A 17,586-nucleotide genomic window follows, 5' to 3' on the forward strand; every position below is an offset into this window, starting at 1 on the left:
TTTTGGCTAATATCTGACAACAACACCCGCAACCCATTGACCCCGCACATACGATTTATCTAGCGACGGATGCTGCCTGAGCCTCGATGAGGAATGCCATCAATTTATGCTCAATCCTTTGCATATTGCCTTGTTGTATGCGTTGTTTGCAGCGTTGTGGATTGTAAGCTCAGGGTATGCGCTGGATTTGCTCGCACAAGACCCTGAGTTTCTGGCGCGCCTGGAGCGTATCAAGGGCTTGATCTTTGTTGCAGTAAGCAGCGCCTTGCTGTATCTGTTGCTGAAGCTGCAAAACCTTGGTCCACGAGCCATACGCGCCTCCTCGCAGACGGTGCCATTACGCGGCGACGGGCAACGATACCGCCTGGTCATCCTGGGTCTGGTGCTGCTGATCATGACCCCCTTGCCGGGGCTGCTCATTTTAAAGCTGCAAAAACCGCAGATCATGCAGGAAGCCTATCAGGATTTGCAGGTCATCTCGCGCTTTAAGGCCTCGCATCTGCAACAGTGGCTCACTGAGCGGCGCACGGATGGCCTGAGTCTGGCGAGCAATGCGCTGTTTGTGGAGCTGGTACAGACCGCCAGCGTGGCCCAAGACGCACCGTTGATGGAGCGGTTGCGCACCCGTTTGGAGGTGTTGCGCGGCATCCGCGACTATCGGGCGGTGGTGTTGTTTGATGCACAAGGGCAACTGCTGCTCGCGGTGGGCGAGCAGCTTTGGGGGGAAGGCGCGAATCATCCGTGGCAAGACAGGGCGTCGCTGCCTCGGGACATACAGCATACGGATTTATATCACGATACCCACGGTGCCCTGGCCCTGGATTTTTGGATACCTTTGCGGCGCTCCGGCGCACCGGCAGATGAGCTGGCCGGTTTTGTGCTCTTGCAAACGCAACCCGAGGTTTTTTTCACGGAGTTGCTCATGGATTGGCATGATGCCACTCACCGCGCAGAAAGCCTGTTATTGCGTGAGGAGCACGGGGCACTGTGGCTCGTCTATGGGGCGCACCCAGATCAGCGGTGGCAGGATGATGGGCCATTGGCCTTGCGCAATCCCCGCAGTATTTTTTATCGCTGGGATGCGATGTCTCCGGGCAGTATGCTTGAGGGCCTGGATCATCGACAAACGCCGGTGCTGGCGGTGTCTCAAGCGATTCCCTCGACCTCCTGGTTCCTCGTGATCAAGCGCGATCAGCGCGATATTTTTGCCAATCTCAACACTTTAAGCCTGTGGGTCACACTGATCAATTTTTTTGCCCTCAGTGCGCTGATGGCGGCGCTGGTATTGCTGTGGTTTCAGCAGCAGCGGGTGCATGAACTGACCCTGAAAGCACAGTCTGCACAGCGTGACCGGCTGCTGAAATACTTTTTTGATTTGCCCTTTATCGGCATGGCCATTACCCAGCCATCGGATCGGCGCTGTCTGAACGTCAACCAACGCCTGTGCGATATTTTGGGCCGTTCCCGCGAGGAGTTGATGACGCTAAACTGGTCGCAGCTGACTCATCCCGAGGATCTGGTCGAGGAGATGACGCATTTTAGCCAGATGCTGGGCGGCAAGGCCGACGGTTATCAGATGGAGAAGCGTTTTTTGCGCCCGGATGGGCGGGTGGTATTTGCCTTGGTCAATGTGAAGCCCATTCTCGCTGAAGGGGGCGATGTCGAGCTGGTGATGGCCACGGTGGAGGATATCACCGAGCGCTGGCTGGTGGCGCAGGAGCTGCAGCGACAAAAAGATTTGTACGATACCCTGTCGCAGACCAATCAGGCGATTGTGCGCTGCACCCGACAGGAAGAATTGTTTCCGGAATTGTGCCGGATTGCGGTCAAGCATGGCGGTTTTTGTCTGGCCTGGATTGGCCTGTTGAATGCCACTGACGGTGGGATCGTGCCGGTGGCCTTGCATATTCGCCAGACACGGGCCTTAGCATCATTGCAGGACTTGTTTAGCCACTCACCTGCGCTGGTTGATCAGGATCTGGCGGTGCGGGCGCTACGCCTGAATCGCTATGTAATCCAGCGCCAGGGCATGACGGAAACCTATGACCCGCAGCCACACACGCCTTGGCTTGAGGCCTTGACGCAGGCACACCTTCAAGAGGCCGGGGCCTTTCCGATTTATCATCAGGGGTGCGCCATCGGGGCGATGATTCTGTATTCGGATCAGCGTCCGTTTTTTTCCGGCGACATCTGCCGCACGCTCGAAGAAATGGCGATGGATATCTCCTTTGCGCTGGATATGTTCACCCAGCGGGCCGCGCTGGAAAAAACCACCGAAGAATTGAGCGGGTTTTTCGATGTCGCTTTGGATTTATTGTGTATCGCCGATCTGGATGGGCATTTCCTCAAGCTCAACACGGCCTGGGAGCAGGCCCTGGGGTATTCCTGCGAGCAGCTGCAACGCTGTCGCTTTCTCGATTTTGTCCATCCCGAGGACCTGGCGCATACCCATGAGCAAATCGCCCGGCTGGCGCAGGGCGAGTATGTGATCAATTTCGTCAATCGCTACCGCTGTCCCGATGGCCAGTATCGTTGGCTTGAGTGGCATGCTGCCCCCAGTCCAGGCGGGGAGTGGGTGTATGCCGCCGCCCGCGACATCACCGAACAGCGCGCCCACGAGCAGGCCCTCAAAGCCTGGGATCATCTTCTGGGTTATATCATTCAGCATGATCCCAATGCGATTGCCGTGCATGATAAGGAACTGCGCTATATCTACGTCAGCGAGCGTTATCTGCAGGATTACAAGGTGGAGCAAACGCAGCTGATTGGCTATCGACACTACGAGGTATTTCCGGATATTCCGCAAAAATGGCGCGAAGTACATCGCCGTGCGCTGGCCGGTGAGGTCTTGCGCTGTGAGGAAGATCGCTTTGAGCGCGCCGATGGGCACGTGGAATGGACACGCTGGGAATGCCGCCCATGGTTTGATCAGCATCAGCAGATTGGCGGCATCATTTTGTATACCGAGGTGATCACCGAGCGCAAGCAGGCCGAAATGGCACTGCGTCAAGCCGCCTGCGTGTTTGAAAGCACTCGCGACGGGGTGTTGATCACCGACCTGAATGCGCGGATTGTGGCGGTTAATCGCGCCTATACCGAGATCACCGGCTATCACGAACACGAAAGCCTCGGGCAAACCCCGCATATCCTCAACGCCCAGCACCATCCGCCCGGCTTTTACACGCAGCTATGGCAGTGTTTGCAGGCGCAGGGACATTGGCAAGGCGAGATCTGGAATCGGCGCAAAAACGGCGAGCTGTATCCGCAATGGTTGACCATCAGCACGGTGTATAACGAAGCCCGGCAGCCCACCCATTATGTCGGGGTATTCACCGACATCAGCCAGCTCAAGCAGTCTGAGGCGCGGCTGGAACACATGGCGCATTATGACCCGCTGACCAACCTGCCCAATCGCGTGCTGGTGCAGTCTCGTTTGCAGCACGCCATCGAGCAGGCAAAACGGGAAAAACAGCAACTGGCCGTGTTATTCATTGATCTGGATCGCTTTAAAAACGTCAATGACAGCCTCGGTCATCCCACCGGCGATGCCCTGCTGGTGGCGATTACCCAGCGCATCAGTGCGCGTTTGCGTGAAGCAGATACCCTGGCCCGACTGGGGGGCGATGAATTTTTATTGCTGATGGAAGGAGTGCCGCATGGCCGGGATGCGGGCCGGGTGGCGCAGTTAGTCCTGGATTTGCTCGAAAAGCCGTTTTTATTAAATGATCAGCACGAGATCTATGTTGGGGCGAGTATCGGCATCAGCGTGTATCCCGACGATGCGCACAGCGTAACCCATTTGATTCAGCACGCCGATGCCGCGATGTATCAAGCCAAGGCGCAAGGCCGCAACACCTATCGCTTCTATACCCGCACCCTCACCGAGGCCGCCGACCGGCGCCTGCGCCTGGAAAACCAGTTACGCCGGGCGGTGGAGCATGGGGAATTTGAGCTGTATTACCAGCCGATTGTCTGCGCCAGCACGCACCAGCTACATGCCTTGGAGGCTCTGTTGCGCTGGCATCCGGTGGATGCTCCGGCCCCGATTCCGCCCAGTGAGTTCATTCCGCTGTGTGAGGAAAACGGCCTGATTTTGCCGCTGGGGCAATGGGTGTTGCAGCATGCCTGTACACAGGCCAAGCATTGGTTGGCAGCGGGGAGTGTGCCATTTCGGCTGGCGGTGAATCTCTCGGCCTGTCAGCTGCGCATCAAAGAGATACCGCAGCAGATCGCGCAGACACTGGAACACAGCCAATTACCCGCAGACTGTCTGGAGCTTGAACTGACAGAAAGCGCCATCATGGAACAAGGCAGCGAGGCCATTCACTTGCTGCAGGAATTCAAGGCGCAAGGGCTGCACATTGCCATTGACGATTTTGGCACCGGCTATTCCTCACTGGCCTATCTCAAGCGCTTTGCCGTGGATACCCTCAAGATTGACCGGCAGTTTGTGATGCATCTGACCGAGGATCAAAGTGACTATGAGATTGTCACCACCATTGTGGCGATGGCGCGCAATCTGCGCCTGAATGTGGTCGCCGAAGGCGTGGAAACCGAGGCACAAATCAAGGCCCTGGAGGCTATCGGCTGCGATGCCCTGCAAGGTTATGCCTTCAGTCGCCCCTTGCCCGCAGCCGCTATCCACTCCCTGCTATTCCCCGCTAATCCGCCCTATACACCGCCCGATGCATGAGGATCGTCGTCCGCACCATCAAGGCACTGGCTGAGGCTTGACGCAGCTGGGTGCGCGCAGCCCCTGGCTCTACCCCAGCAGGTTTTTGAGGGTGTCCAGCAGGTTATTTTGATCAAAGCTGCCCTTGATAATATAGGCATCCGCGCCGACCTCAATGCCTCGGCGCTTGTCTTCTTCTTTTTCCCGCGAGGTGATGATGATGATCGGGGTGTGGCGGTAGCGTTCATCCTGGCGCAGGGCGGCGGTTAAGCTGAAGCCGTCCATATTGGGCATTTCGACATCGGTCAAAATGGCATCAAAAGACTGTGAGCGCGCCTTTTGCAAGCCATCCAGGCCATCCTCGGCCAAGGTGATCTGATAGCCGTGGGCTTCCAGCAAATCCTTTTCAATCTCGCGGGTGTTGAGTGAATCATCAACCACCAGCACGCGCTGCCCTGTTGTGCTACTGGCCTCAGTGGTGCGGGTCGCGGTGGTGCTGATGTTGTGCCGGGCGAGATCCATCAAGGCCGGGGCATGCAGGATGCTGATCAGCTCACTGTTGCCGGTCATGACCATGCCAGCGATTAAAACTCTGTCACGCAGGTGTGCTGGCAGCGGTTTGATCACCATATCCTGCTCATCGACCAGATCATTGACTTTGAGTGCTAATTTGGCGTTGCGCACCCGTACCACCACCAGCAGATGCACCTTGCGTGTACTCTGGGCAGGGCTTGGCAGAGAGAGCAAGGCCGCCAGATCCAGCACCGGGACGAATTCATTATCAATCACCACAGTCTGACGTTTGGCCACCAAAAACAGTTGCCGGTCTTCGACCTCCAGCAATTGTGCAATGTATTGCGCGCTCAGACCAAAGCACTGCGTCCCGGTTTGCACCAATAACACCCGCATCATCGCCAGCGACAGCGGTAAACGCAGGCTGAAGGTGGTCCCCTGACCGGGTAAGGTTTCCACCGAGATCGCCCCCTGCAATTCATCCACTACGCAGCGTTTGACCACATCCATGCCCACCCCCCGGCCGGAGACATCGGTGATGATGGCACTGGTACTAAAACCGGGGGTAAAAATCAGCTCAATCAGCTCATTTTCTGGCAAAGCGGCCGCTTGCTCGGTAGACAGCAGACCCTTGCGAATGGCCTTGTCACGGATCAGCGCCAGCGGCAATCCCGCACCGTCGTCGCTCAGTTCTATCACCACAAAACCGCCATCCTGACGGGCATTGAGCTGCACGGTGCCATAGCGCGGCTTGCCAGCGGCTTCCCGGGTCTCAGGCGGCTCAATGGCATGATCGACGGCATTGCGTAACAGATGCACAATGGGGTCATTTAAACGCTCAATCACCTGACGATCCAGCTCGATGTCCATGCCGCTGATTTTGCACTCAATCTCTTTACCCATCGAGCGCCCCAGCTCGCGCACCATCCGCGCCGCCGGTTCAAACACCAGCGCCAGCGGTAACATGCGCATGATCAGCGCCTTGTTGTGCAACTCCTCCATCAGCAGGGCCTGTTCAAATACATCATCTTGCAGCTGACGGGCAAAGCGGTGCAGCGGGGCGCTGAGCGCAGCGGAGACATCGGCCTCACGTTCAATGCCGCGAATATCGCTCACCCGCTGGCGCAACCGTGCATGACTGGAGATGACCTCGCCCATCAATTTGATCAGCTCATCCATCTTGACCAGAGGAACCCGCACGGTGGCCGCCGTTTTGAGTCGCACCTCCGGCGCGCTGGATTCTACGGCGGCGGGCGCGTCATCCGGGGGCGGGGCGGGAGATTCCGCCGGGGAGACGGGAGGCTGATCGACGACCGGCGCAGACACCTCAGTGGGCGCTGTGGCGGTTGCGCTCAGCGGCGCTTTCAAGGCCGCACACAGCGCCGCATCCGCTGGGGACAGCTCGTTCCCTGCTTCCAGCTGATCCACCTGGCTTGCCAAAGCATCACAGGCTTGGCGCAATAGGCGTCCCAAGCCCGCAGTAAAGGCCACATTGCCCTCGCGCAAGTCCCCGAGCACATCCTCCAGGGCATGGGCCGTGTCGGTAATCGGCAACAGCTTGAGCATTCTGGACGAACCTTTGATCGTGTGCGCCGAACGAAACAAGGCATGCACCGCCTCAATATCTTGCGGTGTTGTCTCCAGATGATTGATCCGCTCCTCCATCTGGCGCAGGTGTTCGCGGGCCTCTTCGACAAAACGAATGAGAAAGCGTTTGATGTCTATCGCCATGAGAATCTGTTTGCAAGGTACAGGAAAAAGATGAACTGCAAAGTGGCCCGAACAGGATAAAAAAATCCCGGTGTGATGCCACACCGGGAATCTTACAGGATACTGCGCCAAACCGCATGGGCTGGCTTAGGCCACAAGCGCCTCATCACTGGGCACCAGTCCAGCCAGAATCACCGGGGTATCTGCCATCTGTATGGCACCTGTGCTAACGGCAACCCCGTTGATGACATCCAGCTTCAGGTTTTCATCGCCGACGATGACACGCTGGCTGATAGGGGCGGATAATTCTGGGCCGGAGAAGATCACTTCATAGCTTCCGGGACGTACAGGTATGCTGTAGGCGCCTGCCTCAAAGGCTGCAAAATCCTGCCCATTCACCGTCACCGTAACCCCGGACAGGCCTTCGCCAACCGTGTAAAACTGGTTATTGTCCAGGTCGTTATAGATCACCCCCGTCAAAAATACGAAATCGGAATTAAAATCACGGCCAAATTTCTGGGTGATCATGGAGGTCAGAAAGGTATTGCCTTCTTGAGTAAAATGACCCTCGCGTTGTCCGATGCCGACTTCGTGATAGTGTTCTCCAAGGATATTGACCCGATGTCCCGGTGAAAGGAACAACCCGTCATGCTGGCTATGAATTGAGGCGATCAGATCAATCTGCGCACCGGTATTCCCAGTCCAGGAAACATTTTCACCCACAAAGGAAGAACCATACCCCGCCGCCTGGGCGCGATCTGCCGGATTTGTGCCGTTGATGCCCGTATGCGAAAAAATATTATGGTTTAACATCCAGTCGCTGTGGTCACGGGCGGCTTCCATCAAAATGGTGTTAAACGCCAGTGGTGCTTTGCTGTCTGTGGAAATGCGCTGATTGGCGGCAATGCCTTGATTCAGATCAATATTTAAGCGCTGCGCCTCAGTCACGGGGTCTTGGCGGGCCTGATTGATCAGCTCCAGCATGAGGATTTCATGAGCTGTGGGTTGCGGGCCTTGCGGGACCGGGGGTTCTACCGGGGGTTCTACCGGGGGTTCTACCGGGGGTTCTACCGGGGGTTCTACCGGGGGTTCTACCGGGGGTTCTACCGGGGGTTCTACCGGGGGTTCTACCGGGGGCTCGGGATCAACTGGACGCGTGATAGCAAATAGTCCTTCCCGCGCCTCATCCAGCAATCCCCTGATACGGACCGGTGTGGTCATGCTGTCAATTTCTGCCGTCAGCGAGGTCGCCAAGGCCAAAAAGGCCGCCTGCGCTTCGGGGTTAAGCTGATTGAAGGCCGGAATATCTTCACGCCTTTGCAGATCGTAAAACCCCTCACTGACGTTGACAAAGTTTTGATACAACACCTGAGTATCCGCCGCCTGTGCATTGGCCCACATGCCATCAAGCATCATCATGACCAGGGTGCCTAACTCTGAACCCAGCAGACTGGGCTGTTGAGCAATCTCATCCTGCCAATACTTAAACCCTTCCGCATCGGGTTCGCTGACCTGGAAGATATTTGCATACAGCGCCCTGAGCAGGCCATCGCCGTGCAGACCCGCATATTTTTCCTGAATCAGCGCTTGATCAAAAAAGCTCTGCGCCACATTGACATAACTGAATCGTCCACTGGCAATGGCCCCAACCCAGTAATCCACTCCCTCGGCATCGGGTGCCGCCCCCCAAACACCGGCATAAATCTCCATCACCCTCTGTGCAATGCCATAATTCTCTGGTCTGGACATAAACCCTCCTCACGTTGCAAACGAAAGATATCAAGCGGCACACGCCTAGCCTGCCCGCCGGCTTAAAGATACCCCAAATCTTGATGATTGTATCAATTTTATGGGTGAGCATCTTTTGCTGTGGTTGAAACTGGCGCGGCTTGCCCCCATGCTAGCGGCATCTCAATTCATCATCCACAGGAATCAATCACCATGCGAATGGAAAAACTGACGACGAAATTACAAACGGCGCTGGCCGATGCCCAGTCTTTGGCGGTGGGCCGGGATCATCAGATGATCGAGCCGGTGCATCTGCTGATTGCGCTGCTGGATCAGGATGGCGGGACGGTGCGGCCGTTATTGGCACGCAGCGGGGTGAATGTAAATCTGCTGCGCTCACAATTGGGCGAAGGGCTGGATCGCTTGGCCACCGTTGAAGGCGCCGGGGGGGATTTGCATATCTCTCACAGTCTCGGGCGCCTGCTGAATCTGTGTGACAAATTGGCGCAAGAACGCAAGGATCAATTTATTTCCTCGGAATTGTTTGTGCTGGCGGCGCTGGAGGATAAAAGCGGGCTGGGTGAGCTTTTGCAAAAAGCCGGGGCAAGCCGGGCGGCGCTGGAAAAAACCATTGAGCAGCTGCGCGGCGGCCAGCGCGTACAGGATCAAAATGCCGAGGAGCAGCGCCAGGCGCTGGAACGCTACACCATTGATCTGACCGAGCGCGCCGAGCAAGGCAAGCTGGACCCGGTGATCGGGCGCGATGAGGAGATTCGCCGGGCGATTCAGGTCTTGCAACGGCGCACCAAGAATAATCCGGTGCTGATCGGCGAGCCGGGCGTGGGTAAAGCTCAACCCTTGTATGCCAAGATTAAAACACCGTCTGGCTGGACAACGATGGGCGAAATTCAGGTCGGCGACTGGGTCAGTACGCCTGATGGAGGTAAAGCAAAAGTAACAGGCGTTTTTCCTCAAGGTGAAAAGCAAATTTATCGCTTGCATTTTCGAGATGGGCGCTATGCGGATGCCTGCGCCGAACATTTATGGAGCGTTTATGGGCCACATAAGCATGATAAAGAATGGAGAACCGTTACCACGCGGCATTTGATGAGTCTATTAAATCGCGTTCATGCACGCTGGAAGATCCCGTTGGTGACTGAGGTAAATGAAGAAGCTAAAAATCAGTTGCCTATTGAGCCTTATTTATTGGGTGTTTTGTTAGGCGATGGCAATTTCACACAAAACTGCATTCGCTTTACTAATCAAGATGACGAAATAATCGAGCGAGTACAGACCCTTTTGGGCGAAGATTTTATTTTGTCAAAGTCAGGAGGCGACAATCGTCCTTACGATTATAGGATTTTGATGTCAGAGACCAACTTGTCAAAATACGCAAAACGCTTTAAAGGGAAAATTGCACATGATTTGCTGCGATCCATTCGAGATCTAGGATTGCTGGGCAAGCATGCCTATGAAAAATTTATTCCTGATGTTTACAAAACCGCTTCTATCGAGGCGCGTTATGCTTTATTGAGAGGTTTGTTGGATACAGATGGCACAATCACAAAAACGGGCAGTATTTCATTGTGTACCAAGAGCATGCGGTTGGCGAGCGATGTGCAAAATCTCGTATGGTCTCTCGGTGGTTTGGCTTCCATTAAAACTAAGCAGTCCTTTTACACATATGAAAATGAGCAATGTTTTGGAAGGATTACTTATAACGTAAAAATTCGACACCCCAAACCGAAACGCCTATTTTCCTTGACGCGAAAATTAGCGCGTGTGCCTAACGAATACCAATATAAATATCTTAAAAATCGTTTGGTTTCCATTGAACCACTTTCAATTGAACATGCTCAGTGCATCATGATTGATCACCCTGAGCATTTGTATATTACCGATAACTATGTCGTGACACATAACACGGCGATCGTCGAGGGGCTGGCGCAGCGCATTATCAACGGCGAGGTGCCCGAAGGGCTTAAAGAGAAGCGGCTGTTGTCTTTGGACATGGGCGCCTTGATTGCCGGGGCGAAATTTCGCGGCGATTTTGAGGAACGCATGAAGGCGGTGATCAATGATCTGGCCAAGCAGGAAGGCCGGGTGATTTTATTCATCGACGAAATTCATACTGTGGTTGGCGCAGGCAAGGCGGAGGGCTCCATGGATGCGGGCAATATGCTCAAGCCGGCCTTGGCCCGAGGTGAATTGCATTGCATCGGCGCCACCACGCTGGATGAATACCGCCAATATATCGAAAAGGATGCCGCACTGGAGCGCCGTTTCCAGAAAGTTTTGGTGGATGAGCCGACGGTGGAAGATACCATCGCCATTCTGCGCGGCCTCAAGGAGCGTTACGAGGTGCATCATGGGGTGGAAATCACCGACCCGGCGCTGGTGGCGGCAGCGGTGTTATCGCAGCGCTACATCTCGGATCGCCAGCTCCCCGATAAGGCCATTGATCTGATGGATGAGGCGGCGGCACGCATCCGCATGGAGATTGACTCCAAGCCGGAGATGATGGATCGCCTGGAACGGCGCCTGATTCAGCTCAAAATCGAACGCGAGGCGCTGAAAAAGGAATCCGATGAGGCCTCTAAAAAGCGCTTTGGGGCACTGGAGGCCGAGATCGTGCGCCTGGAGCTGGAATATCGCGAGCTGGAAGAAATCTGGCATGCCGAAAAGGCGGCGCTGTCAGGCACGGCATCCATTAAAGAGGAGCTGGAACGCGCCCGGCTGGAGCTGGATACCGCCCGCCGGGCCGGTGATCTGGCGCGCATGTCGGAACTGCAATATGGCCGCATCCCGGAGCTGGAGCGCCAGCTGGATATGGCCGCCCAGGCCGAAATGCACGAGATGAAACTCCTGCGCAGCCGCGTCAGCGATGAAGAGATTGCCGAGGTGGTATCCCGCTGGACCGGCATTCCGGTAAGCAAAATGCTCGAAGGCGAGCGGGAGAAACTTTTGCGTATGGAAAGCGCTTTGAGCACGCGGGTCATCGGCCAGGACGAGGCCGTCTCGGTGGTCTCCCATGCGATTCGCCGCTCGCGGGCCGGATTATCAGACCCCAACCGTCCCAATGGCTCGTTTTTGTTCTTAGGGCCAACCGGGGTGGGCAAGACCGAGCTGACCAAAACGCTGGCCGCCTTTTTGTTTGATACCGAGGAGGCCATGGTGCGGGTGGATATGTCCGAATTTATGGAAAAGCACTCGGTGGCGCGTTTGATCGGTGCCCCGCCAGGCTATGTGGGCTATGAGGAAGGCGGCTACCTGACCGAGGCGGTGCGGCGCAAACCCTATTCGGTGATTTTGCTCGATGAAATTGAAAAGGCACATCCGGACGTGTTCAACATCCTGCTACAGGTGCTTGATGATGGCCGTCTGACCGACGGGCATGGCCGCACCGTGGATTTTCGCAATACCGTGATTGTGATGACCTCGAATCTGGGCTCGCAGCTTATCCAGGAAATGGTCGGCGAAGAACATTATCAGGCGATGAAACAGGCGGTTATGGAGGTCGTTGCCACCCACTTTCGCCCGGAATTTGTCAACCGCATTGATGATGTGGTGGTATTCCATCCGCTGGGACAGGCACAGATTCGCGCCATCACCGACATCCAGCTGGGCTATCTGCGCGCCCGTCTGAAAGAACGTGATCTGCATCTGCACATCAGCGAAGCCGCCCTGGATCGACTCGGAGAGGCCGGTTTTGATCCGGTTTACGGCGCCCGCCCACTCAAACGGGCCATTTTGCAATATGTGGAAAACCCCCTGGCGCAAGCGATTTTATCGGGGGAATTCAGCCCCGGCGATGCCATTCACATCGACCTTGGCGAAGACGGGCTGAGCTTTCGTCGAGACAGCACAGCCCAGCAATAGCCTTGTATCTGCCTTTGCGTTGTTGCGGCTTTGCGTAAGCCTTGTTTAAGAAAAGGGCGTTTCCATTACCGCCATCGCCAAGATGATTGGCTGTGCTCGTTGACCATGACGCAGCTCATTAAGTGAAATGGTGTGTGATCGCATTTTACGATCAGCCTTATCAGGGGCATTTGAGGGGTACACCTTCGCGCAAAGTGTACCCCTCGCCCTGGTCGTTCCTTAAATGCTCCAGCGCGTCTGGTGCAAGCTGGGGCTGACCATCTCGCCAGGACGGCATACTGTCCTAACCGCTGCTTACGTTCCAACCAGCCATGATGACGTAAACGATGGATCATCCGCAGATACCCCCACAGGGTGGTAATGCCAATGACAATTAAAACGATGCGCTTTCGCTGCACAAGGCAAGTTACGGCATCGTTCTTTAGTCAGACCTTAAACTAGGCTATGATACCGCAGACATGTCGTGTTAAATCCGATGCCTTTTACACATAACTTTAATTGTAACGATCTATCATGCCGCTTAAGCACATTCGCATTGCTACCCGTAAAAGTCCGCTGGCTCTCTGGCAGGCTGAAGAAGTCGCCCGTCGTATCCAGGAAAAATATCCTGACATCGAGGTGGAGTTGATCCGCCTGGTCACACAGGGTGATCGTATTCTCGACACGCCCTTGGCCAAGGTTGGCGGCAAGGGTTTATTTGTCAAGGAGTTGGAGGTTGGGATGCTGCAGGGAGAGGCCGATATTGCGGTGCATTCGATGAAGGATGTGCCGATGGCCTTTCCGGAAGGGCTCTATCTGCCGGTGATTCTGGAACGTGAAGACCCACGCGATGCCTTTGTCTCCAACCACTATGCCAGTCTTGCGGATTTACCGCCCACTGCACGGGTAGGGACTTCCAGTATGCGTCGTCAATGTCAGCTGCGGGCGCGTTATCCCGGCTTTGAGATTCTTGATCTGCGCGGCAATGTGAATACCCGTCTGGCCAAGCTGGACGCCGGTGAATATGATGCGATTATTTTGGCCTCGGCGGGCCTTAAGCGTCTGGGTTTTGCGCAGCGCATCACGGCGCTGATTGCGCCGGAGGATAGCTTGCCTGCTGTGGGGCAGGGCGCCATCGGCATTGAATGCCGTGAGGGGGATGACGAGGTGCTGGCGGTGATTAGCCATTTAAATGATGCCGATACCTTGACGCGCGTGAGTGCTGAACGGGCCTTTAACACGCGCCTTAATGGCGGCTGTCAGGTGCCCATTGGTGGTTACGCCGAGCTTGTGGGTGAGGGGCAGTTACGGCTGCGTGGCTTGGTGGGCGAGCCCGATGGCTCTAAAATCTATTACGCAGAGCTGAATGGTCCGGCAGCAGAGGCAGAGGCCTTGGGGGTTAACCTGGCGGAGCGTATCCTTGCGCAGGGGGCGGGTGAGGTATTAAGCCGCCTGGGCTTGCTAGATGACAGCGATGGTCAGTCCTGAAAGCCCGCTGGCGGGGCGTAATATCTTGGTCACGCGCCCTGCACATCAGGCGCAGCATTTTTGTGAGTTCATCAAACAGGCAGGCGGTCAGCCGGTGCTGTTTCCTGTGATGGATATCGTTGCGCTTGATGAGAGTGCGGCGCTATGTGGCATAATGGAGCGTTTGGATGAGTTCGCCATCGCCTTGTTTGTCAGCCCCAATGCGGTCAATATCGCCCTTAATTGGCTGCATGCGCGCCAGCGGCGTCTGCCGGCGCATGTGCAGCTGGGCGCGGTAGGGCGTAAATCGGCACAGGCATTGGAACGCTTTGGCTATATGGTCAGCATCTGTCCGCCGGGTGGCTTTGATAGCGAGGCGCTGCTGGCGCTGGATGCCTTGCAGGCGGTTGCGGGCAAACAGGTGGTGATCTTTCGTGGTGAAGGTGGGCGGGAATTGATGGCGCAAACCCTCACCGCACGCGGTGCCACGGTGACCTTTGCCGAGATTTACAAACGGGTATCCCCGGATGTGGATATGGCTCCCCTGCGCCAGCGCTGGTCGCGGGGTGAGGTCAATCTGGTGACGATCACCAGCGCTGAGGGCTTGCGCAATCTCTATGAGATGCTCGATCCCTTGATGCGCACTTGGCTGGCCTCGACCGATATGCTGGTCGGCCATGAGCGCATCGCCGCCGTGGCCTTGCAGCTGGGGATGAAAAAACATCCCTGGGTGGCCGCTGATCCCAGTGATGAATCCATGTTTGCCGCGCTGTTACAATGGGCGCAACAGGCGTGATGTCCGGTTCTGTCATGTCATGTTGCCGATGGTCTGCGGCGCACGAGACGGTTGAGAATGGCCTTGCTCGTGCGCCTGAAAAATAAGCAAGATAATTTTAAAAAATTGGGCTAAGCTTCTGTTTTTTGCTTTAGTATTTACCCCGTGATGCTGTTTGTCACTTTACTACCTACCTAGGAAACTTAAGGAGAAAATGTATGCAGTTTCGTGGTTTATTGCTATTGATTGGCGCGGGCGCCATGGCCTTGGGGGCTTCTGGCACAGTGCTGGCCGCCAAGCAGGGCTATGTCACAGACACCCAAGATACGGTGGTGCGTGATGGTTCGGGCGATTGCGTGCAGACCCCACGCTGGTCGCTGGACAAGGCCATTGAAGGATGCCCCGGTTATGTGGCACCTCAGGTGGCTGAACCCACTCCTCCTCCACCGCCTCCACCACCTCCGCCGATGCCTCAGTATCGCAATCTGACGCTGGAAGCAGGCACCCTGTTTGAGTTTGACAGCAGTCGCATCCGTCCGGAAGCCGGCGCCCAGCTGCGTGATCTGGCGGCCGATCTGCGTCGCTCGAATGCCCAGGTGCAGCGCGTGATTATTGAAGGCCATACCTGCAGCATCGGTACCCGCGCCTACAATATGCGCCTGTCAGCGGATCGTGCCAATTCGGTGAAGAATTTCCTGGTTGCCGAAGGGGTACCGGCTGAAAAGATTCAAACCGTCGGCTATGGCCCTGACCGTCCTGCCTTTAGCAATGCCACCAATGAAGGCCGCATCAAAAACCGTCGTGTAGAAATCACGGTGGATGTGGTTGAGCAGGTGCGCTAATCGTTTAAACCCTCAAAACCCGGTTCGGGGCATGGCTCATGGCCTGCCTGGACTCATGAGATAAGGCCATCTGCGCCTATTTGTCTAAGCGGTGTTTCGTTTTCTGATAACCGGGAAACGGAACGCCGTTTTTTTATCCCATAGAGGTGCGTTTCCGCGCCCTTCACATCTGCACCACCCCTGCGCCTGTGCGATAATATTTCCATGAATACCCGTCTTTGTTCAAACCACTCATCCAGGGCGCGCGATGTGGCCCTGCAACATTGGCTGTGCGAGGTCCTGGGGCCGGATGCCCCGGTGCCGATACCGCTGTGTGCCGATGCCAGCTTTCGGCGCTATTTGCGCGTACAAGACCATGGCCGCAGCCTGGTGGTGATGGATGCCCCCCCGGAACATGAATCGCCGCAATGTTTTGTACGCATGGCCGAGTTGTTGGTGCAGCTGGGTTTTAGCGCACCACGCATTATCGCCCAGGATCTCGCCATGGGCTTTTTATTGCTGGAGGATTTGGGGGATCGCACCTATACCCGGGCGCTGAGCGAAGGTGCCTGCGAAACACGCCTGTATCAACTCGCGATGGAAACCCTGCTGAGTCTGCAACAACGCACCCGTAACTGGCCGCAAGATGCAGACCCCATTGCCCCACCCTACAACACCGAACGCTTGCTCAATGAAACCAGCCTGCTGCTGGATTGGTACCTGCCCAAGGTCACTGGTACGCCGTGTGAAGCGGAGGTGCGGGCGGCATTTAACCACGCCTGGAATGCCGTCTTGCCAATGGCGCAGCAACTCCCCCATGCCTTGGTACTGCGCGATTTTCATGTTGATAATCTGATGGTTTTGCCGGGACGCTCAGGCACTGCTGCCTGCGGTCTTCTGGATTTTCAGGACGCCGTATGGGGGCCGCTCAGTTACGATGTGGTGTCGTTACTGCGGGATGCCCGCCGAGATGTGCCTAAAGACCTGCACGATGCCTTGCTGGCGCAGTTTATCCAACACTATGCGGCAGACGGGGTGAGTGCCGCTGCGCTGGAACACAGCTATTGGATTCTAGGCGCACAACGCACCACCAAAATCATTGGTATTTTTACCCGCCTCTGGCTGCGCGATAGTAAGTCCACTTATTTGCGTCACTTGCCGCGCCTGTGGCGCCTGCTCGAAGAGGAGCTCGCACATCCGGCATTGGCGCCGGTACAGGACTGGTATGCGCATCATCTCCCCCTGCGCTTGCGCCTGACGCTACCCGGCATCACCCTTGCATGATGCGAGCCATGATTCTGGCGGCTGGACGGGGCGAGCGAATGCGGCCGCTGACCGACCACACCCCCAAACCCCTCTTGCGCGTCGATGGCAAACCCTTGCTGGGACATCACCTGCAACGCCTGGCCAATGCGGGCTATCGGGAAATCGTCATCAACATCGCCCATCTGGGAGAGCAAATCCGCGCCTATGTGGGCGATGGCAGCGCCTTCGGGTTGCATGTGCGCTACTCCGAAGAAAGCGAGGCCCTGGAAACCGGCGGAGGGATTTTTCGTGCCCTGCCCTGGCTCGAAGATGATCTGTTTCTGGTGATCAATGGGGATGTCTGGTGTGATCATCCACTGACCATGCCGACCTTGCCACGCGCCTTGCTGGCCCATCTGGTTTTGATCGACAACCCCGCACATCATCCACAGGGAGATTTTTTCTTCGACGGGCGGCGTATCCACCCCGCCGGAGAACCGCGCTTTACCTTCAGCGGGATTGGCTGGTATCGCCCGGAGCTGTTCAGTCACTGCAAACCGGGGCGCTTTCCTTTGGCACCGCTGCTGCGCGAGGCCATGCACCAAGGTCAGGTTGGCGGCGAGTACTATGCCGGGATCTGGCGTGATGTCGGCACCCCGGAACGCCTGGCCGAGCTTAATCAGCTACTGGAACAAGGCATGTTTTAATCTAGGTGTAAGCTCTTAACCGATTTTATGTATTGACCCGTTTATCGGGTTTTGCGCGAGCTTGAGCAGGCCTTGGATGCTGCCGGGCAT

General features: G+C 56.2%; 8 protein-coding genes and 3 pseudogenes. 9 read left to right on the top strand and 2 right to left on the bottom strand.

What is annotated here, in order from left to right; translation table 11 throughout:
* The first annotated feature begins 106 nt into the window (after nucleotides 1-106).
* Nucleotides 107-4,693, top strand: coding sequence for a bifunctional diguanylate cyclase/phosphodiesterase (locus THISIDRAFT_RS02585; RefSeq protein WP_006786672.1), 4,587 nt, complete (start codon nucleotides 107-109; stop codon nucleotides 4,691-4,693).
* A gap of 69 nt (nucleotides 4,694-4,762) precedes the next feature.
* Here THISIDRAFT_RS02585 and THISIDRAFT_RS02590 read toward each other — a convergent pair whose 3' ends face one another.
* Entirely contained in the window at nucleotides 4,763-6,916 is a 2,154-nt protein-coding gene (locus THISIDRAFT_RS02590; RefSeq protein ID WP_006786673.1) for a hybrid sensor histidine kinase/response regulator, read from the bottom strand.
* Between the two features lie 126 nt (nucleotides 6,917-7,042).
* The gene (locus THISIDRAFT_RS02595; protein ID WP_006786674.1) at nucleotides 7,043-8,644 is read right to left on the bottom strand and encodes a CAP domain-containing protein; all 1,602 of its coding nucleotides are present in this window, start codon (nucleotides 8,642-8,644) and stop codon (nucleotides 7,043-7,045) included.
* Between the two features lie 198 nt (nucleotides 8,645-8,842).
* On the opposite strand from THISIDRAFT_RS02595, the pseudogene THISIDRAFT_RS15260 reads away from it, so the two are divergent.
* From THISIDRAFT_RS15260 to murU, 8 genes and pseudogenes are all read left to right on the top strand, one after another.
* Nucleotides 8,843-9,472, top strand: a pseudogene (locus THISIDRAFT_RS15260) (Clp protease N-terminal domain-containing protein); the annotation flags it as partial.
* Nucleotides 9,473-9,988: 516 nt separating this feature from the next.
* Nucleotides 9,989-10,279: pseudogene (locus tag THISIDRAFT_RS15450) on the top strand (LAGLIDADG family homing endonuclease); the annotation flags it as partial.
* A gap of 267 nt (nucleotides 10,280-10,546) precedes the next feature.
* Nucleotides 10,547-12,502, top strand: a pseudogene (locus THISIDRAFT_RS15270) (AAA family ATPase); the annotation flags it as partial.
* A gap of 513 nt (nucleotides 12,503-13,015) precedes the next feature.
* Nucleotides 13,016-13,969: a hydroxymethylbilane synthase gene (gene hemC / locus THISIDRAFT_RS02615; protein WP_006786676.1), complete on the top strand. Its 954-nt coding sequence runs from the start codon at nucleotides 13,016-13,018 to the stop codon at nucleotides 13,967-13,969.
* Nucleotides 13,956-14,744: a uroporphyrinogen-III synthase gene (locus THISIDRAFT_RS02620; protein ID WP_006786677.1), complete on the top strand. Its 789-nt coding sequence runs from the start codon at nucleotides 13,956-13,958 to the stop codon at nucleotides 14,742-14,744. Before hemC ends, THISIDRAFT_RS02620 begins: the two co-directional genes overlap by 14 nt.
* 197 nt (nucleotides 14,745-14,941) lie before the next feature.
* Nucleotides 14,942-15,565 (top strand): OmpA family protein, encoded by a 624-nt coding sequence (locus THISIDRAFT_RS02625; RefSeq protein WP_006786678.1) that lies wholly within the window; start codon nucleotides 14,942-14,944, stop codon nucleotides 15,563-15,565.
* Between the two features lie 204 nt (nucleotides 15,566-15,769).
* Nucleotides 15,770-16,828: an aminoglycoside phosphotransferase family protein gene (locus tag THISIDRAFT_RS02630; protein ID WP_050984849.1), complete on the top strand. Its 1,059-nt coding sequence runs from the start codon at nucleotides 15,770-15,772 to the stop codon at nucleotides 16,826-16,828.
* The gene (gene murU / locus THISIDRAFT_RS02635) at nucleotides 16,828-17,496 is read left to right on the top strand and encodes an N-acetylmuramate alpha-1-phosphate uridylyltransferase MurU (protein ID WP_040851673.1); all 669 of its coding nucleotides are present in this window, start codon (nucleotides 16,828-16,830) and stop codon (nucleotides 17,494-17,496) included. Before THISIDRAFT_RS02630 ends, murU begins: the two co-directional genes overlap by 1 nt.
* Nucleotides 17,497-17,586: the final 90 nt, after the last annotated feature.

The sequence above is a fragment of the Thiorhodospira sibirica ATCC 700588 genome (assembly GCF_000227725.2).
In the GTDB taxonomy this organism is placed as follows: domain Bacteria; phylum Pseudomonadota; class Gammaproteobacteria; order Ectothiorhodospirales; family Ectothiorhodospiraceae; genus Thiorhodospira; species Thiorhodospira sibirica.